The organism is Paraburkholderia sp. MM5477-R1 (assembly GCF_050436385.1).
Classification (GTDB): Bacteria; Pseudomonadota; Gammaproteobacteria; order Burkholderiales; family Burkholderiaceae; genus Paraburkholderia; species Paraburkholderia tuberum.
This window is the reverse complement of sequence record NZ_JBNDMC010000010.1, coordinates 78,744-100,599: the sequence shown is the minus strand read 5'-3', so window position 1 is coordinate 100,599 and position 21,856 is coordinate 78,744. Positions and strand designations below refer to the sequence as shown.

Sequence of the window (21,856 nt, the reverse complement as noted above, 5' to 3'; positions counted from 1 at the left end):
AAGTGCTCCTGCGAGTGGCGAGACGCGTGTGCGCGAATCGCGAGTTACAAATCGACGAGGCGTTTCAGCAGATCGACGCCCGTCGCGAGTTGTTGCTGTTCGGCTGCCGTGAAACGCGTTTGAATCGTGCGGTACAGCCAGTCTTCGCGTGCCGCGCGGCTTGCCTTCACCTTCTTGCGAAAGGAGGGTGTCAGCGACAGAACCGTCTGCCGTCCATCGTTAGGATCGGGCGTGCCGCTGACCAGCCCCGCGGCTTTCAGTACCGCGAGCGTTTCTCCCATCGACTGCGGCCGCATGCCGTGCGCACGCGCGAGCGAGGTGACGGTGGCCGGGCCTTCGCGTTCCAGCAAGTTCAGCACCTGCACCTGCGACGGCGTGAAGTCGCCGACATGCGACTCTTCGCGCAGACGCCGGCGCAGCTTGCCCGCCAGCACGCGCAGATCTTCGGCGAGCGTATGAAGTTCTTCCGGCGTAACTGCGGGAGGGGATTGGGTCATGCGGTGAACTCGTGCGATGACATGATGTGAAGGTTTCCTGATAAGGTTACCTTCGTATCTCGCCCGGGTCAAGTTTTGAGGTGGCGGGAGGCCGTACGCCGAAACGTCGCCACGATGGCCTCAGCGCGCCCGCATGCGCCGGTTGAAAAAGCGCCATACCGCTCCGCCGACGAGCATCGCACCGCCGAGCGCGAGGCCCAGCAACACCAGCGAACTCAGATGCTCGCGCACCACCGGCACGTTGCCGAACAGATAGCCGCCCGCGATCAGCGAGACCACCCACAGCGCCGCGCCGGCGGTGACGAACGCGACGAAGCGTGAGAACGTCATGCGCGACACGCCCGCGGCGAACGGCGCGAACGTGCGCACCACGGCGATGAACGGCGACAGCAGGAAGGTCAGGCGGCCGCGCGTCTCGCTGAACACGTGGGCGCGGCGCAGCGCATCGCGATTGAGCCAGTAGTAGTTGCGGGTATAGACCTTGTCGCCGACCGCATGGCCGATCGCGTACCCGACGCTGCTGCCGGCCACCGTCGCGACGAACAGCACGGGCGCGATGACCCACACGTTCAATGCGCCGGTGGCCGCGAGCGCGCCGCAGATGAAGATCAGCGGATCGCCGGGCAGAAAGAACAGCGGCAGAAAACCGTATTCGACGAACACGACGACAAACAGCAGTGCGTAGATTGCCGTGCCGAACTGCACGATCAGCGCGCTCAGGTGCTGGTCGAGGTGCAGCGCGATCTGCAGCACGTTCATCAGGTTCATCTTGGCGTGGCCTCGGGTGGCGTTCGGATGTGATGAGTGTAGTCCCGCGAGCATGCGTGCAGGGCGCTGGCGCGAGTTTATGCCATATGCCGCTTGTCGATGTTGCGGTGCCGATGTCAAACTCGGGCGGTCTTCATCGGACGCAACGCCATGTCGCACGATTCCGCCATCACCTTCCGATTTGCCGCTTTGCACGATGCCGAAACGATTCGTGCCATCGAATTCGAAGCGGGCCAGCGTTTCGTCGGCGTCGGCATGACCGGGATTGCCGACGCGCCGCCCATGGCGCGCGAGGTCGTCGAGCGTAAGATCGAAGCGCGCGAGATCATCGTCGCGCTCGACCAGCAGAGGATCTGCGCGGGCTTCGTGATGTTCGAGCCGCAGCCGACGCGCATCTACGTTCAGGAACTCGATGTGCTGAGCTCGCACGCGGGCAGGCGCATCGGCGCGGCATTGATCGAAGAGGTCGCGCGAATCGCGCGCGCGCGACAATTGACACAGTTGGTGCTGTCGACGTATCGCGACGTGCCGTGGAATGCGCCGTATTACCGGCGGCTCGGGTTTCGCGATCTCGACACGTCGGAGCTCGACGCGGCGTTGCTCGCGCGGCGCGACGCGCATATCGCGCGCGGACTCGATGAATCGAAACGGGTGTTTATGCGGCGCGAGCTTGTCTAGCGCACAAATAGCGGCGGGCGTGACTGGAATTCAGTCACGCCCGCCGCTTTGTCATTTCATACAGCGGACATGAGCCCGCTGTCGCTACCGATTACACCGTTTCGAGCGCCGGATAATCGGTGTAGCCGACTTCGCCGCGCGCATAGTACGTCGCCGGGACCGGCTTGTTCAGCGGCGCATCTTCAGCGAAGCGGCGCACCAGATCCGGATTCGCGATGAACAGCTGACCCCAGGCCACCGCATCCGCTTCACCGGAGTCGAGCACCTGCTGCGCGCTTTCCCTGGTGAACTTCTCGTTCGCGATATACGGGCCGCCGAACGCTTCCTTCAACTGCGGGCCGAGGCGGTCGTCGCCGAGCGCTTCACGTGCCGCGATAAACGCGATCTTGCGCTTGCCGAGTTCGCGCGCGACATAGCCGAACGTTGCGGCCGGATCGGAATCGCCCATCGTGTGCGCGTCGCGTCGCGGCGCGAGATGCACGCCGACGCGGTTTGCGCCCCACACGCTGATGCACGCGTCGGTGACTTCGAGCAGCAGACGCGCGCGGTTTTCGATCGGGCCGCCGTAGGCATCGGTACGCTTGTTGGTGCTGTCCTGCAGGAACTGGTCGAGCAGATAGCCGTTCGCGCCGTGCACTTCAACGCCATCGAAGCCCGCGGCCTTGGCGTTTTCCGCGCCCTTGCGGAACGCTTCGACGACACCGGCGATTTCATCGAGCTCGAGCGCGCGCGGCGTCACGAACGGACGCTCGGGACGCACGAGGCTCACGTGACCACCCGCCGCGATCGCGCTCGGCGCGACCGGCAGCTCGCCGTTCAGGAACAGCGGATCCGAAATACGGCCGACGTGCCACAGTTGCAGGAAGATCTTGCCGCCCGCGTCGTGCACGGCCTGCGTGACGAGCTTCCAGCCTTCGACCTGCTCCTGCGACCAGATGCCCGGCGTTTCGGCGTAGCCGACGCCTTGCGGCGTGACCGATGTCGCTTCGCTGAGGATCAGACCGGCGCTCGCGCGCTCGGCGTAGTAGCGCGCCATCAACGCGTTCGGCACGCGGATTTCCTCGGCGCGCTGACGCGTGAGCGGCGCCATGATGATGCGGTTCGGCAGCGTGATATCGCCAATTTGCAGCGGATCGAAAAGAGTCGGCATAAGAGTTCACCTTTGGCGGCGGGCAAGGCCCGAGCCTCAAAAAACTGCGTGAAAAAGGAAGCGCGGCGATGCGAATGCGGCGCTCAGAGCTTCGTGTTCATGTATTCGAGGAACGCCTGAATGACGGGCTCGTTGCGTTTGAAAAACACCCATTGACCAACCCGTTTCGACGTGACGAGCCCCGCGCGCTGCAACGCGGCCAGGTGCGCCGACACGGTGGACTGCGACAGGCCACATCGCGAGTCGATCTTGCCCGCGCACACGCCGTGGTCGAGCGGCAACTCCTGATCGGCAAAATGCGCGTGCGGCTCGCGCAGCCAGCCGAGAATCTCCCGGCGGACCGGGTTGGCCAGCGCTTTGTGGATCGCGTCGAAATCGGGCGTCATGTGGATGGTTTTCAGGTGATTCGGCAACCGGCACGCCGCATGGCGTGCGCGACATGCATCGCTACAGAACGAATCATATATCGGAACTTAGCGATATGGGTGAAAACACTACTGCGGATGGGGCGATAGGTATCGACATACAAAAAAGTCCGCACTTCCGCAGACACGCTCGAAACGCACAAAAAAGAGCGCACTTATCGTCCCACATGGTGGAAATTGTCAGTTATGTACTTGTTCTAATTGGTAATTGTCTTGTCCGTCCTACGGCGGTGGGTATGCGGATAAAGGTTGAAAACGGCGCCGGAGTGCGTCGCAAAATCGTCGGATTCCTAAATTAATGTCTGCACTCGCCGCGTCCAGTAACGACTTGCCCGAGAATTTCATTCTGCTTTCGATTTCAGTCTAGGATTTGGGTGATGGGCCGACACTGCGTTTTGGGGCATCTCAGCGTTGCTTGAATGTTGTCGCCATCTTCGGCTCGAGTAGGGACGGTTCGTCCGTAGTTAGCGATGTGGCTTGATCCGGGAGAGGCGGGTGATCTTGAGGTTTGTTCGATCTTGAGGTTTGTTCGACGTCTGCCCATGTCCGTGGGCTCGTGGGGCTGGCGCCGGCATCTGCGGGCAGGCGTTGAATAAACCTGAAGAGCCCCGGCCCATGGCCTTCACACGACAAAAGGCCGGCTAACTTTGCAACGAGCCGTTGACGCTTTGACATGACGGCACCCCCTCGGGGCGAGAGCATGTGTCTTTGACATTGAGACTCACATTTCGACCTGTGCCTCCGTTCTAGATGCCTCCGTGCTTGTAGAACTGGATGTTCACGGCTGTCGATGAGTTGCCGAACGCCTCGACGGCAGGAACGGCCGGCCGAGGTTGGTGGCGGCGCGTGACGCTTATGCTAGCCCGGACAGTTGTGAGACGCAGGTTATCGTTGACGACGCGGGCTATCGGCTTCGCCCTTGCAGAAGAGTTGTACGCGCCCTGAGCCGCACGGACCCTTCCGACCGGTAGCCTGTCGCGGGGAAAACCTCGGAACCACGCCGCGCACATCGTTGCTACCGGCCAGACTGAGCAAAAAGCGTCAGATGCTAAAGAAAATTCGCGTCGAGCCGACAATAAGAGGCGTTGACTTGCGCTAAGGAAACACTGATTTATTTGGTGCGACCGTCATCGCAGATGTGGTCGAGGGCGTTGTAGAAGAAATTCACGGGACGGACGATCGACGATGAAGCGGCAGATCAGCTTTGCGGAAGCGGAAAGTGCGGGCAAGAAACGTGTGACGAGACGCCAGCGCTTTCTGGCCGAAATGGAGCGCGTCGTGCCTTGGCCGCGCTTGCTGGCGGCGATCGAGCCGCACTACCCGAAGGGCGGGCGAGGTCGGCCGCCGATCGGCCTGGAGCGTATGCTGCGCATCTACTTTCTGCAGCAGTGGTACGGTCTGTCGGACGAAGGTCTGGAAGATGCGTTGTATGACAGCATCGCGCTGCGCGCCTTCGCCGGTATCGACCTGGCGGTCGAGAATGTGCCAGATGCGACCACCTTGCTGAAGTTCCGTCGCCTGCTGGTCGAGCATGATCTGACGCGCAAGTTGTTCGACGAGATCGGCATCTCGCTGTGCGAGCGCGGGCTGATGATGAAGGAAGGGACGCTGGTCGACGCGACGATCATCGAAGCGCCACCGTCGACCAGGAACGCCGGGAAGAGCCGCGACCCGGAGATGCATCAGACGAAGAAGGGAAACGAATGGCACTTTGGGATGAAGGCCCACGTGCGACCTGAAAGTCGCTTGAATTTCTGTTTAACTCAACGAGCAGTTCGTTGTGATTAAACCGGTTGTTCCATCAACCGTTCCCTACCCAGACATGCGGAGCCGGTAACGGCGCGGTGTGAAGCTCTGGGGACAATGTACTAAGCCGAAACAAAGTAACCGGACATGGGTCAAGCCGCGTAGCGGACTGACGGATGTTGAAACATGGATCGGACCAAAGCCGGAATCTTTTGCAACGAGCGCAGAACCGCTCGAACACGCTGCTTGAGATGCCCGGGACCTTTGATGGCAAGCTTGCCGATCTTGTGATGTTTGAGATAACCCCATACCAACTCGTCCGGGTTCAGGTCTGGCGAGTAAGCAGGAAGGAAGAACAGACAAAGGCGCCCATCTGATTCCGCGGCAAGCTGCCGGATCGCTTTGCAACGATGTACCGGATGACCATCGGCAATCAGGAAGACAGGCGCATCGGCGGTGAGCATCAGCCGTTTGACGAAGTCGACGTATACGGAGATCTTGAAGCTGCCTTCGAAACACATGAAGCGAAGTTGGCCACGCGGGCTGATCGCTGAGATCAGGTTCACCTTGAAGCGCGCGCCAGTGACTTCGACTACCGGAGTTTGACCGACCGGCGCCCAGGTCGTGCCGCTGTGATAGTCCGATCGTACCGTCGATTCGTCGACGAAGAAGATCTGTGCCCCGCCGTGTTTGGCCTGCCCGACAATGGCCGGGTATTCGTCCCGCATCCACGACTCGACCAGTTCAGGGTCGCGTTGGTACGCACGCGCAAGCGGTCGCTGGGGCGAAAGCCCGAGCTTGCGCAGCAGTCGACCGACCGACACCTCGGAGAGCCTGACGTTGAAATGTTCGCGAATCAACTCCCGCACCATGTCTCGCGTCCACAATGCAAACTCGAACTTCATCTGCATTGGGTTCTTCGTTGTGACCGTCTGATAGACGAAGCGGATAGCCTCGGACGACAGCTTCATCGGTCGACCAGGGATTGCCTTGGCTCGTAACGCCTCGATGCCCCCTTCGCGCCAGGCCGCCAACCACTCGTAAATACGCGCCCTCGAGAATCCGAGCGTGCGGATCACGTCCTCCGGCGACTCGCCAGCTTCGACGCGCTTGACCGCACGAATACGGATCTCTTCAAGCGTTGCATGTGAAAGCTGCCGGCCGTCGTCCTCTCGCATCTCGCCTCTCCCTAAACCCCTTAAAGCTTAGACCATGGCGTCGATTTATGTTCGCTTACGTACGCACTGGTTAGTAACTGCCGATAGTTTCGGTACGCCGACCCGCGAGGAGAAGCGGAATCTGCCAGCACAAAGGTGGTGAGGGACTAGGGACGAGTGGCAACGACCAACATATGTGAACCTCTGATAAACGTCGTCATCATTGTACAAGCCAAATGTGCTGACAGGCTTGAGCCAAAATGGCACGCGGCAAGGTATGGCCTCTGTGTGCTGGGCCATCGTGGACAGAACGCCGCCGGCGGATAGGAGGGGTCCGCCCCGCTCTGAAATTCATGCGGAACAGGGTAAGTCCGTAGCGCTGCCGGCAACGGCAGGTGAACCGCAAGGAACGCTGTTAGTGCTGCGGATAGAGGATTGCGGAAAAAGCGAACGCCCGGCTGTAATGGTCGAGATACGGGCTGAAACATCGTCCGACGCGAAAGCGGGCTGACTTCCGCGTGGTCATTCATGGCGAGAGAACTTGATTAATCGTTACACGAGGGAAAGCAGATGACGGCAACCGGAGGCATTGCGCAAGCGGAGGCCATCGGGGCTGGTGCGCCCTCGCGCCCCACCCGCATGTGGCTTCAGGCCGATTGGCCTCGCATCAAGGATGAGGTGAAGCGACTCCAGACGCGTATCGCCAAGGCAACCAAGGAAGGCAGATGGGGCAAGGTCAGTGCCTTGCAGCGTCTGCTGACCCGCTCGCACAGCGGCAAAATGCTAGCCGCGAAACGAGTGACTGAGAATCGTGGCAAGAGAACGCCGGGTATCGATGGCCAGCTCTGGTCGAATCCGGCGGCCAGATGGAAAGGGATGGAAGCAATGCAACATCACGGTTACCGTGCGTTGCCGCTTCGGCGCATCTACATCCCCAAGAGCAATGGCAAAAAGCGTCCGCTCGGAATTCCCCGCATGCTGTGCAGAGCAATGCAGGCACTATGGAAGCTCGCGTTGGAGCCCATCGCGGAGACCTTGGCGGATCCAAACTCGTACGGGTTTCGGCCCGAACGTTCGACTGCCGATGCTATCGAATGCTGCTTTACCACTCTAGCCAAGCGTAAGTCGCCGGAGTGGATTCTGGAAGGAGACATTCGTGGTTGTTTGGATCTCTCATAGCAATGCCCCTTGGTTCATGAAGTGCGTTCGAAGAAGTCCGGCTGATCGTTGACGACCTTGATACGTAAGCCTTTGGCTCGTCCACGACGGACCAGTACGGCGTCGAGTTCGCCGCGCTTTACACGCTGCAACACCGTTTGACGGGAAACGCCAAGTCGTCGCGTTGCGACTTGCATGGCGACGTATCCATCAGGAGTACTATCAACAAAGAGGCCACGCAACGCTTCCGTGATGCGGATGCGCCAAGGTGCGCCGGTCGTGGGATGCTCGCCAGCGATGAAGCCGGCGTTGACCCAGCGGTGGAGTGTCGACGGTGCGGTGCACAGTACCCGGGCGGCCTGGCGAATGCTGAGCAGTTCTCCTTCAGGCCGTTCAGCCGGTGGTTCGAAGCAGGGAATCTTCCAGTGACGGCGCAGGTTGCCAACAAGGTTCTGGTTGAAACGAAGGCCCTGTGCGCTCAGACGGCCTTGCGCGTTGAGGATGCCTGCGATGGTCGCATCGGGATAGTGCTGCGCGAGTCGACGTACCAATGCCAGGGTATCTTCGTCGGTGCGAATGGTGGCAGGACGCGAGCGAGGTAGTGCAACATCGCATTCGGTGAGCTTGCCGCCGCGCCAGCGCAGCTTCAGATGAGCCTGATATTGTTCGCGATTGACGGTAATCGAAACCTCTTCGAGTAGCGTGCGCAGCAACTGCTTCCTGTCGCGCACGGCGAGGCTCGGCGCCTCCCATAAGCGCTGGAGATCCTGGCCGAGCGAGAGCAGGTTGTGTCGTTCCTGAGCACTCAATGTTCGCGGACGAAGTTGTTCACGACGGGCAAGCTCCTGCTGTGCCTGCTCGAGTTCGTACAACTGCTTCTCCCATTGCGCTTCGAGCCCGCGTGCGACGAGGCGGTTCTCGGGATCCACGGCACGGTATCGCCGCTCGGCACGCTGTGCTTCATACTGCGCCCGTTCAACGCTCAGGCGCCACTGCGCGAGCGCGGCATCATGATCAGCTTCGAGACGTTCAGCCGCGCGTACGGCAGCCTCAAGGCCTGCGGGTTCAACCGCATGGAGAAAGGCCTGAGTAACTGCCGCGTCGATTTGCAGGCCGCCGACGTTAAGGCAGTAGACGCCGCGACTATTCTCGATCCCTTTGTTCGAGCAGTGGTAACCAGGCGTCTGGTTGGTTCCACGATAGTGAGTTCGAAGTTTGCGGCTGCAGTGGCCACAGGTTGCCAGACCTTGCAGCAAGGCGGTACCTTCTCTCACGGCGCCGCCGGCTTCGTGGGGGCGGGGCTTGGTATTGGTAGCCAGACGCATTTGATTGGTCTCGTAGGTTGCCCAATCGATGTAACCTTCATGATGATCGCGGATGAGCACGGACCACTGCGACTGAGGCAGGCGTCGTATCCGTGTCTTGAGCACACCGTGCTCGTCGACATAGCGTTCTTTGCGGCTCTTGCCGTAACAGTAGGCACCAGCATAAACCGGATTGGTGAGCACGTTGTAGATCGCGATGTAGGTCGGTGCGACCCAGCGGATCGCTTCAGGGGTGCTGTAGTTGAGCTGCAGCGGGAACGATAGGTTCTCTGCGCGAAACCATAGCCAGACACGGCGAGCTGTGCCGAACTCGCTAAAGCGGGCGAACACCGCACGCAGCACGCTGATAACGGCTTCGTCCGGATGCAGTCGCACCTCGCCTTCAGCCTCGCCCCAAACCATTCCAGTAGGCAGACCTCGTCGCAGTTCGCCTCGTGCAGCCTTGTTCCGGATGCCACCGTCGAGACGCGCACGCAGGGTATGCAGTTCGGCCTCGCTCATCGTGCCCTTCAGGCCGAGAAGCAGACGATCGTTGAAAAGCGCCGGGTTGTACACGCCGTCGGCGTCGCCGATAAGCGTATCGGTCATGGTGCAAAGGTCGAGCAACCGGTACCAGTCAGAATTGTTGCGCGCCAGACGTGACACTTCGAGCCCGAGAATGATGCCGGCGTGCCCGAGTGCGACTTCGGCAGTCATGCGTGCGAAGCCGCCGCGGCTTGCCGTAGTGGCCCCCGAAAGCCCCAGGTCGTCGTCAACTACGCAGACGTGCTGCTCGGGCCAGCCGAGGGCGGTGGCTCGCTGGGCGAGCGCGTACTGGCGTTGCGTCGATTCACGGTTGTTCTCAACCTGGTTGGCGCTGGACTGGCGAATGTAGACGAACGCGGTGCGCTGCAAATGACTGGGACTAATCTTGCTGCTGGCCTCACTCATCATCGTTCTCCCGCTGGCCCTGACGGCTTTGCGTCACGACCCTTGCGATTGCGCGAGCGAGTGCGTCGATCACCGCGTCGCGCGCCGTTTGGTCCAGTTGTTCCCATAGGCTGCCGTCGTCCGACGGCAGGTCCGCTAGGGGCAGGTTCAGTTGCATCGTCGCTCTCCTGTTCCGTCTGGCGCAGTAAAGCGTCAATGATCGCGCGAGCGCGGAGAAGATCGGCGAGTGAACCGATGGCGTCGGCTCGCGAAGCGGCGGCGATGGTGACGCCGTTGGCTGTGGACGCTGGGAAGTCGGTCCAGTCGATGGGAATAAGCCCGCGGGACTCGTCGGGCAGGATCAGCAGAAAGTGTAATCGGCCGGCGCGTTGCCGTCGGCTGATGACCTGTAGGCGCTGGCCTTCGAACGGATGGCCAGCTCGTGTGATGACGACTGATTCAGGAACGTCGTGGGATGGGGTAGTCTGTCGTGGCTTCCTTCGATAATTTTAGCCACGACTGGATTCTTCAACACATTCCGATGGATAAGGTTGTCCTGCGACGATGGCTGAAGGCCGGATTCATCGACGAAGGAACCCTGTTCGCGACTGAGGCGGGGACACCGCAAGGGGGCATTATCTCACCCGTCATCGCGAATATGACGCTGGACGGACTGGAGGCGGCAGTAGATGCAAGCGTGGGACCGACGGAACGCGCGCGCCGAAAGTTCAAGATCAACGTCAACCGGTATGCGGACGACTTCGTTGTGACCGGGGTGTCGAAAAGACATTCTGGAGCAGAACGTACTCCCTGCGGTCAAGCAATTCCTGGCTGTTCGGGGCCTGGAACTTTCGGAAGAGAAAACCAGAGTCACCCACATTGCCGATGGGTTCGATTTCCTTGGGCAGAATGTCCGCAAGTACGCGGGCAAGCTGCTTATCAAACCGGCCAACAAAAGTGTGAAGGCACTTCTGGAAAAGGTAAGGAAAATCGTGAGACAGCACATGAGCGCCACACAGCGGAATTTGATCGTACAGCTCAACCCGGTGATTCGGGGCTGGGCCATGTATCACCGCCATGTGGTCTCAAAATCTCATTTTACGTCGGTAGATGCTCACATCTGGCGCCTCTTGTGGAAATGGGCGATGCGTCGGCACCCCACGAAAGGCGCGGGCTGGGTGAAAAACAAATACTTCCGCGTAGAGGGGAACCGTACCTGGGCGTTTACTGCCCGGTCACAAGCCCACGGGGTAACCCGGCTGTTTCGGGCTGCGGCGGTTCCGATTGTCCGTCACGTGAAGGTACGTGGCCACGCCAATCCGTTTGACCCTGCGTGGTCGTCTTACTTTGCCCGCCGTCGAACTACGACTGACGATTGATTGCCCGGTTACCAAAGCTGGTGCTGGTGAATGGCTTGAGCCGGATGCGGGGCGACTCGCACGTCCGGTTCTTAGGGGGCGGTGGCGCAGTAATGCGCTACCGCTACCCGACATCGGTGTCGACGCCGATTCGGGCCTGGTGCATACCGTGGTTGGCACGTCGGCCAACGTGTCGGATGTGTCGCAGGCCCATGCCCTGCTGCACGGACATGAGCAAGAAGCGTTCGGCGACGCGGGCTACATCGGCGTGGACAAACGCGACGAAATGAAGGGCAAGCCGCTGAAGTGGCGCGTGGCGGCCAAGCGCGGAAAGATCAAGGCGATGCAGGACGGTCCGCTGAAGGACCTGGTGGTTGCGGTCGAGCGAACCAAGGCGCAGATTCGCGCGCGGGTCGAGCATCCGTTTCATATTGTCAAGAACCTGTTCCATCATCGCAAGGTGCGCTACAAGGGGCTGGCCAAGAACACGGCGCAACTGTTCAGTCTGTTCGCCTTGGCGAACCTGGTGATTGCGCGAAATCTATTGCGGCCGGTTCATGGGGGCAATCCGTCATGTGTGTGAAAGATGCGATAAGTGAGGCTCGCTCCAGAGCCAAATTCACCGAAACCGATCCTCATTTACTTCGTCATCCAGAAAAATTCCGCGCCATCCCATCTGCAAGCTCGGCAGCCCGGTCAATTAATCGGTTCTGGTGCAAATGGCGACGTGAAATCGGTTAAGGTGTGGGACTGAACGAACTGATGGCCGCCCGATGAGTAAGCTGAAGAGTCTTGACGAGTTGTTCGATGGTCGACACTTTGATCGCGAGATCATCATTCTGTGTGTGCGCTGGTACCTGCGCTACAAACTCAGTCTGCGGGATCTTGTCGAGATGATGGCCGAACGGGGTTTGTCGCTCGCACATACGACGATCCTGCGCTGGGTGCAGCGCTATGCGCCGGAGTTTGTCAAGCGCTGGAATCGTTTTGGCACACCCGCAGGACGATCGTGGCGCGTCGACGAGACCTACCTGAAGATTCGCGGCAAGTGGGTGTATCTCTACAGGGCGGTTGATCGGGCTGGCCAGACGGTAGACTTCATGCTGCGCGCGAAGCGCGACGTGAAGGCGGCCAAAGCCTTTTTCAGCAAGGCCATCAAACATCAGGGCCAACCGCCGAAGACCATCACGCTCGATGGTTATGCAGCGTCGCACCGTGCGGTGCGCGAAATGAAGGTCGACGGCCTGCTGCCGGAGGATACCGCGATTCGATCCTCAAAGTATTTGAATAACCTGATCGAACAGGACCATCGCAACATAAAGTCCCGGACGAAGACCATGCTCGGCTTCAAACGTTTCAGGAATGCCGCGATCACGCTCGCGGGCATTGAGTTGATGCATCGCATTCGCAAAGGACAATTTGGCGTTGCCTGCCTGCGACTCAAAGATACGGCTGCCCCCGCTGTCTGGAACGCCGTCCTCTCCACTCAATAAGATATCCTATCTATAACCATAAAAGCGTTCCGACCGGCTATTTGCACCGGAGCCAAGAAAAGTTGAGTCAGCATTCGCATCTTTTCGTCTTCACTATCGTCACACGTCGGGCTGCACGGCCGGATCGGTTTTCCGGTACATGAGACCGAGATAGCGAGATCTGCTGTCCGCACGATCAAAGCCGTTCCATTCGCAAAAGGACGTGAAGCCGAGCCCTTTCATAAAACGATCGAATTTCTCCCTCGCGAAGAAGCGGTGAGGAATCGTCGCTTTGAAAACTGACGCCGACACGCGCTGAACTGCAATGCGATCGTCGCGCTCGTCGATGAATGGGGTACGGTCGATCACGATGCAATCGCATAACTGCGCGGCCTGGCGGAGCGTTTCGAATGGATCGTCGAGATATTGCAGCGAGCCGGAGAACAAGGTCACGTCAACCGCGCTTCTCGATGCCGCGTCCGTCAATGTGGAATAGAACTTCAGCGTGCCGTCCTCGAAATCCTGCCGGCCGACTTCAACATAATTGCTCTGCTCGACGATGGACCATTGCAAGCCTTCGATATTCGCTAAAAACTTTTGATGCTGAAAATAAAAGCTGCCGAGCGATCCACCAAAATCGGCGACGTGAAGATTGCCCCTCCGCTCAATCGCGACGTGAAGCAGGCAGTCGAGCAGCGGCCAGCGAAATGTTTCCTGGTCGAAGCAGACCGAGTCGCGTTCGAACGCAGCTTCGCCGCGCTTGACCTTCAAGGCCGATGCATGTACCCGTTGAAGTATGACGGGATCGTCGTAGCCGCTCGCGGCTGCGCGCGCAGCCGACCAGGTCGCCCAGTCGCCGCTGAACTCTGCGCTTAAACGGGATCGCCAATAAGTCGGCGAAAACAGACGGCTCGAAGTTGGCATTTTCAGATTTTCCGACGTGTGTTCATCAAGCGCGGTGAGCGCACGAGGAGCTTTCCATCTGGCAAATAAGAGCAGGCGACCGCGTGATTTCGCTGCCGCCGCGTGCTCACCTTCGCTCTTCTGCAAGACAGACGTGCACTGCGGGGCATCTTAGTTGAATGCGCTTCGCTCAATGAGTACTGGCGGAATAAGGCATGACAATGGCCGGATAGTGCCGCCGCAACGGCGAGGTTGGTTTCGAGCGTGGGTGCGATCAAATACGCCAGAACGTCGGGTGATTTTCTGAATCAATGCGATTTTTTGGTGACGTTTTTGATCGCCACCTCCACATCGGCTTATTTCCGTACGATGAGAGATGTCATTTGTCACGCGAAAAAATTGGTATTTTTTTTTTAATTGGATTAGGCTCTCGACGAATTTTTTTCTTGCCTGTAATCTCTATTGCATAAAACCAATGATATAGCTGTCAAGGTAAAAATCGACGTCCATCGCGACAGCAGTCCCGTCCTCTTTCCGCGAGACCGGTGGGAAAGTACCGACCCGGAGGCTCTATGACGCCAACCTGTTCTGACACGTACGTACCGCTTGAAAGTCCGAGAAAAAGCACTTACCCGACGCAGAAGGAAAAACAGGTCAAGCATGTCGGGATCATTTTGTACGAGGGTTTTTCCTTGCTCGATGCCGGCACGCTCGCTGAAGCGTTGCATGTCGCCAACGAGCTGCAATCGGAAGACCCGAATCAATCGATGACCTATCGCGTGAACCTCGTTTCGGCTCGTGGGGGCGCGGTGTCGTGTTCGTCATCGATGCCGGTGTGGACAGAGCATCTGCCCGCGCGTCATGTCGATCGTCTCGACATCCTCTTCGTTCCCGGCGGAAGTGGCGTTGCGCGCGCCTCGGCCGACGACATGCTGATCGATCTGCTGCGGCTGGTATCGACGAAAAGCATCAACGTGACCGCCATCGGGAACGGTCACATGGTCTTGTCGGCAGCCGGTGTGACGCCGCGCGAATGGCCTTCGATGAGGCATGGTATTCATCTGAAGTCTTCGTCGGCGAGCGTCTGCGGAGATGACCGCGATCTGGCCTTGATGACTTCGCTCGCGCTGGTGAAGACGGATCTTGGCGCCGAGTTGGCTGTGCGCGTCGCAAACCGTCTCGGATCGGCTGGCGGACATTCGCTAGCGTCGAGCTTCGAAGAGGCCGATGACAGCACGCTCGCGGAGAAAGCGCGTGCGTCGGCGAGGTGGCTCGTGCAGAACTGCGTCAAGCCGATATCGGTCGGCGACGCGGCACGGATGTTCGCGATGAGCGAGCGCAATTTTCTGCGGCTGTTCAAGCGCGAGGTCGGCGTCACGCCTTCGAAGTACCTTCTTCATGCACGGCTCGACCTCACCTGCAAGATGCTGGCGAACAGCGATCTGCCGGTGGACAAGATTGCGCGCAGAACGGGGCTCAGCAACGGAGAACGGCTTTCGAAATTATTTCGCAAGGAGCTTTCGATGTCGCCCACCGAGTTCCGGGCGCGCAACCGACGAAAGAATTGACGAAAGAGCGGACGAAAGAGCGGACGCGTGAGCGAGACGAGACCGCGTTGCGCGCGGCGGTCCGGGCGACGCTAGGTCGTTGTCGCCCGATCACCGACGTTGCGTCTGGCGGCGACCGCGCTACGCAGGCGCGCCTCGAACTGCAGGAGAATCGGTTCCTTCGAGAGATTGGAGGCCGCGTACTGCCGGCCGAGCGAGCCGAGGTGCTCGCGCAGCGGCCGGTCATCGGCGAGACGAAGAATGGCCTGAGACAACGCCGTGGCCGACTCGGGTTCCACGGCAATACCCACCGAGTTGACGACTTCCCATAGCTCCGTGCCCTGATTCGCCGTCGCAATGACGGGCCGGTTGCTCGAGAGCATCGCGCCGAGTTTTGAAGGCATCACGAGATCCGCAGCGTCCGCGCGTTGCGGCAGCAGATGCATGTCCGCCAGCGCCAGCAGGTCGTTGAAGCGGTCCTTGGGTTGCAGGTCGAGGAATATGACGTTGGACAGGTCTTGAGCTTTATCGAGCAAGAGTGCCTTGGCCGGTCCCGCGCCGCAAATCACAAACACGATGTCCTTGCGCCAACTGAGAATCTGCGCTGCATCCGCAATGATTTCCAGACCTTGCTTCAACCCAAGGTTGCCCGAATAGAGCGCAACCTGTACGCCGTCACCGATCTCGAGCTGTGAGCGATATGAACTGTCTGCGCTGCTCGTATGCACGTGCTGCAGGTCGACCCAATTCGGAAACGTGAAGGTCCTTTCTCGAAGCACACCCTTCTGTGCAGCAAGCCGGGTCATTGCTGCGGAGGGCGTCGAAACCACGTCGGCGCGCGACATCAGTCTTTTTTCCGCGCCCAGTGCGAGTTTTCTTGCCGCCCGGCCTTTCAGTATTCCCAGACGAAAGGCCGCGTCCACCTCGTAGTCCTGAATGTGGAGCCAGTAAGACGCACCGGAGATGCGCGCAGCAAGCAGAGCGACCGGCGACGCGAACAACGGCGGTTCGACCAGCCAGACGGCCTGAGGGCGCCACGCGATCTGCCGTAGCGTGGCCGGAATCGCGAAGAGCGCGAAGCTCATCAGGTGCAACAGTCGTTTCAAACCGGAGGGGCGTGCCGGACACCAGAACGGCACGCGGATGACAGAGACGTTATTGATCTGCTCCGTCACATACATGCGAGGGTTGTAACCCGGCTGTACCCGCCATTCGGGGTAATACGGCGATGCGGCAATCACGCGTACCGTATGGCCGCGCGCCGCGAGCCATTCCGCGAGTTCGGCCGAGTACTTTCCGATGCCGGTGACTTCGGGGGCATAGTTCAGCGAGATCATCAGCACTTTCATTGAGCCACCACCATTGCTGGAATAGGAAAACCGCGTACGTGTACAGCAACGGAAGAAAGCAGCATGCGTAGTTCGAAGTCGGCAGCGTTTTTTCTGCGGGACGTGCTTGCGTTCATGAGCGTGGGTGGCTCGATTGGCGCATGCGTATCGATCTTCGAAGATCGCAGAATTTTCGTCGTCAGGTCAGACGAACGCTTGTTGTGACTCGCCAGACCATGTGATCGATGTCAGACGCGGTTAAGTCGCGATCAACCCGGTGCTATTCGTTACGAGAGCGCGCGCGGTTCAATCGAACCGGTTGCGGATGAAGCGGCACGGATTGCCGCCATAGACGCCTTCGGCTTCGAGCGAACGATGCACGACCGACAGCGGCGTGACCACGGCAGAACGGCCAATCGTCACGCCCATTTGTACGACACAGTTCGCAGTGATCCACACACCGTCTTCGATCACGATGGGAGCGACGCGTAGGGACATCGTCGTACTCATCGCATGCGAGCCGGTTGTCAGAAAAGTGCCTTGCGAAATGCAGACATGCGAGCCGATACGGATCGGGGCCTGGTTGTAGATCCACGCATTGACGCCGAACCAGCAGTGATCGCCGACCACCAGATTCCAGGGTGCTTTCACACGAACCGGATGCACGAAACGGCAACCGGCGCCGATCTTTGCGCCGAACAGGCGCAACAGTCCAACTCGCAAAGCGGAAAATGGCACGAGCTTGCTATTGATGATGGTGGCTTCGGCGAGAAACCATAATGCCTCGACAAGAGGTCCGCGCGCTCTCACATAGTTGCCCTTGCCGGCGCGGCTAAGGTCGATCACGCCGTTAGCCGCGCCATCGCCGTCGCCATTGCAATCAGCGTTCTGCAACGGCTTTTTTGCGTCTGGCATCGGCTCGTCGGCGATCAGTTCGGATGTCATTCGAAGACTTCCTTTATCGATGCATGATCTCGCCCGACCACGGGCGTCTTGCAGATCTCGCGGTTCATCTACAAAGCGCCCCAACACATGCGGCGTACCCGAAATGCCTCCAGCGCGTCTTTCAGGACAGAGAGCCGCTGATCGTCCGTGAGCGCCTCGATACGCCGCTTTCCCCTCTCGATCAGCACCCGCCTCAGCGTAGGATCGGCGATCAGACGGTGAAGCGAGTCGGCCATCGTGTCCGGATTCAACAGATCGATCAGAAGGCCGGCATTGCCGACCTGATCGCGCAGATTCTTCAGATCAGAATAGAGAACCGGCACGCCTAACTGAAATGCTTCATATGGCGGCAGATTCGTGGGGCCGAAGAAAGTCGGCATGACCAAAGCGAGCGACTGGCGATAAAGGCAGGGTACTTCGAGATCGGGCACAAAGCCGGCGAAGCGCACTCTGTCAGTCAGTTTCAGATCTGCTGCGACGGATTGCACGTGCGCGAGGTTGCCAAGATCGCGTCCCGAGAACACGGCGCCAACCCGGATGCCGAAGCGGTCTTCGAGACTGCGTAGCCCTCGCAGCAGGTAGACGTGGTTCTTGTGCGGCCAGAACTGCGCAGGATAGTAGATGTAGTCGCAATCGAGGCCGTACGTTGCCTTGATGGCGACGTGGCGCTCCGGACTGTCGAGTTCGTGCTCGGGTAGCAGCGTTCCGATTGCGGGAGAAAAGGGAATGACATGAACCCTCTCCGTATCGACGCCATAGCGCCGCACCACGTTATCGTGGCCCGCCTGCGAATCGACGATGACTCCCGTCGCCTTGGTCAGCGCGTGTTGATAGATCTGCTCGCGACGCTCGAACTCACCACCGGCCCGCACCTCGGGAAAATCCACTTCGTCGCGGTGCGCGAGATCCCAGACGGTAATGAAGTAGCTGAATTGCGCAGTCACCAGAGCCAGATAGGATGGACAGGTGAAATAGACGATATCGACGTCCCTGTTTCGCAGAAAGCGGTCGAGCCAGTTGAAGTAGACCCTGCGCTTGGCCAGACTTGGCGGACCCAGATGCCGCCACATCACATGAAAGCGGGCGATCAACCGTTGCCATTTCGGAACCGGAAGGTATTGGGAATCGACGCCGCTGCGAGCCAATTCGTCGATGACCTGGCGGCGCGTCGTAATGAAGGTCACCGTACATAGTTCTGCTGGCAGACGCTTGAGCAGAAGTGCGGCGTTCGTCGCCTGCTGAAAGCCTCCGCCAACCGAATTGTCCTGTTCGAGAAAGACCACCATCCGGACTGGCCGCAACAGAGATAAGCCGGCAGCGATTTCCGCACCGCTCATGCGTTCACGATGATCGGTGCGGGAATGGGGGAATCGGGGAATGGCCAGTTGATTGTCTTCTGCAGCGTGGGCAGCGGCTCTCTCCGACAGCATAGTTTCAGTCCCCATGAAAGGATGCCTGGACGACGCCCATCGAGTCTGTCGACCGCAATCGTCAGCGCGACGCAAACGATGCCGGCTCGCACGCACGCGTGCGACTTCTCGACGGGCCATCGGTTGCATGCTCATCTAACGGTAGCAGGTCGCCAACGAAGCAGGCGCGTTCTGACCGGTTTCGCCAGGCCGTTGGCTGACTGACAATGCCGTTGTACGCAATCGCGCTGAATGCACCGTCAAAAGACGTGCAGCCGCCCGGCCAAAAGCTTGATGATTTCCGCCAACTCAAGCTTCTGGGCGAAGCCGAACAGTACGATGACTCTCCTGGGGCCGCAGCTGTCGCCGTGGGCAACCGCTCGCAACCGCTGGCACCAGCGTAAAGATGCCTCCGGCTTCAGGCGGCTCGCATGCGCGGCTGGGCCTATGGGAGGACGTCTTTGAAAACACTTCACATCATTCCGTCGATCGACGCGCGCTATGGCGGCCCCGCCGAGGCGCTCAAGCGGCTCGCCACGGAGCTGAGGCTCAGCGGACACTCCGTCGACATCGTGTGCCTCGACTCTCCAGTGCATGCCGATCAGACCGACGATGTCGCGTTCGACCGGGTCGTTCGGCTTGGACACTATGCGGGAAAATACGCGCTGAGTTTCCGCCTCGTCCGGTGGCTGATCCAGCATGGCAGACGATACGACGCGATCGTCGTGGACGGCATCTGGCAGTTTCATAGCGCGGCAGCCGTGTTTTCCCTGGGCCCGCGAAAAATCCCTTATTTCGTGATGCCGCACGGCATGCTCGACCCGTGGTTCAACGTCGGACATCCACTGAAGTACGCAAAGAAGCTGGTTTACTGGCTGTTGGTCGAACGCTATGTCGTCAGCCGTGCAAAAGGCGTTCTCTTCACGACCGAAAGCGAACGCAAGCTCGCGCGCCAGGCCTTTCCGATGTATCGGGCAAAAGAGCTGATGATGACGATTGGGACCTCGCCATCGCCCGCACTGGACGCACCCGAACTCAGCAAATGGACCACTGCGGGTGAGTCCGGTCGCAGGAAGCTGATCCTGTTTCTCGGGCGGATCCATGAAAAGAAGGGCTGCGATTTGCTGATCCGCTCGTTTCACGATCTGCGCGAAGCCGCAACCGACTACCAGCTCGTCATTGCGGGCCCGGACAACGACGGCCTCGCCGTGAAGCTGCGTCGTGAAGCGGATCGGCTCGGACTGGCGGGGCGAATTACTTGGCTCGACATGGTGACGGGTATCGACAAGTGGTCGTTGCTGCAAGCGGCAGACGTGATGGTCCTTCCGTCGCATCAGGAGAATTTCGGCGTGGTAGTGGCCGAAGCGCTGGCGTGCGGGGTGCCGGTGCTGCTGACGGATAAGGTCGGCATCTGGCGCGAGGTGGTCGGCGATGGCGCGGGGCTCGCGGACGAAGACACGCAGCAAGGCGTGACGCGTCTGCTTCGGCAATGGACCAGCTTGCCGGAAGACGCGAAAGCGACGATGAGAACAGCTGCGAAACACTGCTTCGATAATCGCTTTCACGTGTCCCGCGTCGCTCAAAACTATATTGCGCTGATGAGCGACCGGATTGCGTGAGCCACGCGTGACGTGTGAGGAGACACGCGAGACACGCGAGACACGATCACATTCAGGCAGCGTTTCATCTTGACCGGCACGGCGATTCCTTACCGACAACATCTTGCCGATTTCGGTCTCCACCCTGTCTGCGAGCGACGCGTATGTAAAGTACTCAAGGGCGCCGACGTTCAGGTGGGACGCCGCCGCAGCATGACGGCTCTGATTGCGCGGCACGTCATCGCGATTCGACATCAGCGGTGACGAGGCCGATGAAAGTACTTCGAAAGTGGCTCATGCAAGCTAGGAGAAGAAACGATGCGCAATAAAGTCGCTCTGATCACTGGTGTCACCGGTCAGGATGGTTCCTACCTCGCTCAGTTCCTGCTCGACAAGGATTACGAGGTGCACGGACTGAAGCGCCGCTCTTCGCTTTTTAATACTGACCGTATCGATCATCTGTATGAGGACGATCACGTCGCGCAGCGCCGGTTCCATTTGCATCACGGCGATCTGACAGACTCGTCGAGCATTTTGCGCATCATCCAGCGCGTTCAGCCGGACGAAATCTATAACCTGGCTGCGCAGAGCCACGTAGCGGTTTCGTTCGAAGAACCCGAGTACACCGCCAACGCGGACGGTCTTGGCGCATTGCGGATACTCGAAGCGCTGCTTATTCTCGGCCTGGAAAAGAGCGCGCGCTTCTATCAGGCATCGACGTCGGAACTGTTCGGCCTCGTCAGGGAAGTGCCGCAGCGGGAGTCCACGCCGTTCTATCCACGCAGCCCTTACGCCGTGGCAAAAATGTACGCGTACTGGATTACGGTGAATTATCGTGAGGCCTACGGCATCTATGCGTGCAACGGCATTCTGTTCAATCACGAATCGCCCGTGCGGGGAGAGACCTTTGTGACGCGCAAGATCACGCGGGCCATCGCGCGCATTGCGATCGGATCTCAGGACTGCCTGTATCTGGGCAATCTTGGAGCGTTGCGCGATTGGGGCCACGCGCGCGACTACGTGCAGATGCAGTGGCTGATGTTGCAGCAGGAAGCCCCGGAAGACTTTGTGATTGCTACGGGCGTTCAATACAGTGTGAGAGATTTCGTTCAGCAGGCGGCGTCGGAGCTCGGCATCAAGCTTCGCTTCGAGGGTAGCGGTGTCAACGAAGTCGGCATTGTCGAAGGCGTGAGCAGCAAGGAATGCCGGGTCGCACCGGGCACGGTGATCGTGCGGGTCGATCCGCGCTATTTCAGGCCGACCGAAGTCGAAACCTTGCTGGGCGATCCATCGAAGGCTCGCGATAAACTGGGTTGGACACCGACGGTCAGTTTTGCGTCTCTCGTCAAGGAAATGGTGCTGTCCGACTATCAGATAGCGAAGTGCGACGCGCTGATCACGCTTGCCGGCTATCGGGCGCTGGAGCGTCACGAATAAGAACAGGTTGTCGTCGAACCGCGCGCACGAGCGCCGGAACGCAAGC

At 59.6% G+C, this 21,856-nt stretch carries 19 protein-coding genes and 4 pseudogenes; 10 read left to right on the top strand and 13 right to left on the bottom strand.

Going from position 1 to position 21,856, the window contains the following annotated elements:
- Positions 1 to 44 precede the first annotated feature (44 nt).
- The gene (locus tag OKW35_RS44290) at positions 45 to 497 is read right to left on the bottom strand and encodes a MarR family winged helix-turn-helix transcriptional regulator (RefSeq protein WP_184065162.1); all 453 of its coding nucleotides are present in this window, start codon (positions 495 to 497) and stop codon (positions 45 to 47) included.
- A gap of 120 nt (positions 498 to 617) precedes the next feature.
- On the bottom strand, positions 618 to 1,265 hold the full coding sequence (locus OKW35_RS44285; protein WP_429555361.1) for a VTT domain-containing protein: 648 nt from the start codon (positions 1,263 to 1,265) through the stop codon (positions 618 to 620).
- Between the two features lie 150 nt (positions 1,266 to 1,415).
- Here OKW35_RS44285 and OKW35_RS44280 point away from each other — a divergent pair, with 150 nt between their 5' ends.
- Complete coding sequence (locus OKW35_RS44280; protein WP_429555360.1) at positions 1,416 to 1,943, top strand: GNAT family N-acetyltransferase; 528 nt, start codon at positions 1,416 to 1,418, stop codon at positions 1,941 to 1,943.
- Positions 1,944 to 2,034: 91 nt separating this feature from the next.
- Here OKW35_RS44280 and OKW35_RS44275 read toward each other — a convergent pair whose 3' ends face one another.
- Together OKW35_RS44275 and OKW35_RS44270 are read right to left on the bottom strand one after the other, a co-directional pair.
- Positions 2,035 to 3,093, bottom strand: a complete 1,059-nt coding sequence (locus tag OKW35_RS44275; protein WP_429555359.1) for an alkene reductase — start codon at positions 3,091 to 3,093, stop codon at positions 2,035 to 2,037.
- Positions 3,094 to 3,176: 83 nt separating this feature from the next.
- Positions 3,177 to 3,479, bottom strand: a complete 303-nt coding sequence (locus tag OKW35_RS44270) for an ArsR/SmtB family transcription factor (protein WP_018424976.1) — start codon at positions 3,477 to 3,479, stop codon at positions 3,177 to 3,179.
- A gap of 1,224 nt (positions 3,480 to 4,703) precedes the next feature.
- Here OKW35_RS44270 and OKW35_RS44265 point away from each other — a divergent pair.
- A pseudogene (locus OKW35_RS44265) lies at positions 4,704 to 5,264 on the top strand (IS5 family transposase); the annotation flags it as partial.
- 152 nt (positions 5,265 to 5,416) lie between these two features.
- On the opposite strand, the gene OKW35_RS44260 reads toward OKW35_RS44265, so the two are convergent.
- Positions 5,417 to 6,442 (bottom strand): IS630 family transposase, encoded by a 1,026-nt coding sequence (locus tag OKW35_RS44260; RefSeq protein ID WP_429551041.1) that lies wholly within the window; start codon positions 6,440 to 6,442, stop codon positions 5,417 to 5,419.
- A gap of 549 nt (positions 6,443 to 6,991) precedes the next feature.
- Here OKW35_RS44260 and OKW35_RS44255 point away from each other — a divergent pair.
- Positions 6,992 to 7,600 carry a reverse transcriptase N-terminal domain-containing protein gene (locus OKW35_RS44255; protein ID WP_429555358.1) on the top strand — a complete coding sequence of 203 codons (609 nt, stop codon included), beginning with the start codon at positions 6,992 to 6,994 and terminating at the stop codon, positions 7,598 to 7,600.
- 14 nt (positions 7,601 to 7,614) lie between these two features.
- Here the strand turns inward: OKW35_RS44255 and OKW35_RS44250 are convergent, their stop codons facing one another.
- The 3 genes and pseudogenes from OKW35_RS44250 to OKW35_RS44240 all read right to left on the bottom strand — a co-directional run.
- Complete coding sequence (locus OKW35_RS44250) at positions 7,615 to 9,837, bottom strand: recombinase family protein (RefSeq protein WP_429555357.1); 2,223 nt, start codon at positions 9,835 to 9,837, stop codon at positions 7,615 to 7,617.
- Positions 9,827 to 9,991: a hypothetical protein gene (locus tag OKW35_RS44245; protein ID WP_244144848.1), complete on the bottom strand. Its 165-nt coding sequence runs from the start codon at positions 9,989 to 9,991 to the stop codon at positions 9,827 to 9,829. Before OKW35_RS44245 ends, OKW35_RS44250 begins: the two co-directional genes overlap by 11 nt.
- Positions 9,992 to 10,034: 43 nt before the next feature.
- Positions 10,035 to 10,262: pseudogene (locus OKW35_RS44240) on the bottom strand (DUF5372 family protein); the annotation flags it as partial.
- A gap of 92 nt (positions 10,263 to 10,354) precedes the next feature.
- Here OKW35_RS44240 and OKW35_RS44235 point away from each other — a divergent pair.
- A pseudogene (locus OKW35_RS44235) lies at positions 10,355 to 10,540 on the top strand (group II intron reverse transcriptase/maturase); the annotation flags it as partial.
- A 13-nt stretch (positions 10,541 to 10,553) separates the two neighbouring features.
- On the opposite strand, the gene OKW35_RS44230 reads toward OKW35_RS44235, so the two are convergent.
- The gene (locus tag OKW35_RS44230) at positions 10,554 to 10,892 is read right to left on the bottom strand and encodes a hypothetical protein (RefSeq protein WP_429555893.1); all 339 of its coding nucleotides are present in this window, start codon (positions 10,890 to 10,892) and stop codon (positions 10,554 to 10,556) included.
- Here OKW35_RS44230 and OKW35_RS44225 point away from each other — a divergent pair.
- The 3 genes and pseudogenes from OKW35_RS44225 (at position 10,818) to OKW35_RS44215 (ending at position 12,664) form a co-directional block, all read left to right on the top strand.
- The gene (locus OKW35_RS44225) at positions 10,818 to 11,192 is read left to right on the top strand and encodes a group II intron maturase-specific domain-containing protein (protein WP_429555877.1); all 375 of its coding nucleotides are present in this window, start codon (positions 10,818 to 10,820) and stop codon (positions 11,190 to 11,192) included. The two genes, OKW35_RS44230 and OKW35_RS44225, sit on opposite strands and share 75 nt — an antisense overlap.
- A gap of 112 nt (positions 11,193 to 11,304) precedes the next feature.
- Positions 11,305 to 11,754, top strand: a pseudogene (locus tag OKW35_RS44220) (transposase); the annotation flags it as partial.
- 199 nt (positions 11,755 to 11,953) lie between these two features.
- Positions 11,954 to 12,664 carry an IS6 family transposase gene (locus OKW35_RS44215; protein WP_429555876.1) on the top strand — a complete coding sequence of 237 codons (711 nt, stop codon included), beginning with the start codon at positions 11,954 to 11,956 and terminating at the stop codon, positions 12,662 to 12,664.
- A gap of 99 nt (positions 12,665 to 12,763) precedes the next feature.
- On the opposite strand, the gene OKW35_RS44210 is transcribed toward OKW35_RS44215, so the two are convergent.
- Complete coding sequence (locus tag OKW35_RS44210) at positions 12,764 to 13,693, bottom strand: methyltransferase, TIGR04325 family (protein ID WP_429555356.1); 930 nt, start codon at positions 13,691 to 13,693, stop codon at positions 12,764 to 12,766.
- A 425-nt stretch (positions 13,694 to 14,118) separates the two neighbouring features.
- Between OKW35_RS44210 and OKW35_RS44205 the strand changes: the two genes are divergently transcribed.
- The gene (locus OKW35_RS44205; protein ID WP_429555355.1) at positions 14,119 to 15,114 is read left to right on the top strand and encodes a GlxA family transcriptional regulator; all 996 of its coding nucleotides are present in this window, start codon (positions 14,119 to 14,121) and stop codon (positions 15,112 to 15,114) included.
- 71 nt (positions 15,115 to 15,185) lie between these two features.
- Here OKW35_RS44205 and OKW35_RS44200 read toward each other — a convergent pair whose 3' ends face one another.
- From OKW35_RS44200 to OKW35_RS44190, 3 genes are all read right to left on the bottom strand, one after another.
- Positions 15,186 to 16,442 carry a glycosyltransferase WbuB gene (locus OKW35_RS44200; protein WP_429555354.1) on the bottom strand — a complete coding sequence of 419 codons (1,257 nt, stop codon included), beginning with the start codon at positions 16,440 to 16,442 and terminating at the stop codon, positions 15,186 to 15,188.
- Positions 16,443 to 16,727: 285 nt separating this feature from the next.
- A complete protein-coding gene (locus tag OKW35_RS44195; RefSeq protein WP_429555353.1) occupies positions 16,728 to 17,366 on the bottom strand; it encodes a DapH/DapD/GlmU-related protein in 639 nt (212 codons plus the stop codon).
- A gap of 68 nt (positions 17,367 to 17,434) precedes the next feature.
- Positions 17,435 to 18,796: a glycosyltransferase family 4 protein gene (locus OKW35_RS44190; RefSeq protein ID WP_429555352.1), complete on the bottom strand. Its 1,362-nt coding sequence runs from the start codon at positions 18,794 to 18,796 to the stop codon at positions 17,435 to 17,437.
- 440 nt (positions 18,797 to 19,236) lie between these two features.
- Here OKW35_RS44190 and OKW35_RS44185 point away from each other — a divergent pair, with 440 nt between their 5' ends.
- Complete coding sequence (locus tag OKW35_RS44185; RefSeq protein ID WP_429555351.1) at positions 19,237 to 20,394, top strand: glycosyltransferase; 1,158 nt, start codon at positions 19,237 to 19,239, stop codon at positions 20,392 to 20,394.
- A 297-nt stretch (positions 20,395 to 20,691) separates the two neighbouring features.
- Positions 20,692 to 21,810 carry a GDP-mannose 4,6-dehydratase gene (gene gmd / locus OKW35_RS44180; RefSeq protein WP_429555350.1) on the top strand — a complete coding sequence of 373 codons (1,119 nt, stop codon included), beginning with the start codon at positions 20,692 to 20,694 and terminating at the stop codon, positions 21,808 to 21,810.
- Positions 21,811 to 21,856: the final 46 nt, after the last annotated feature.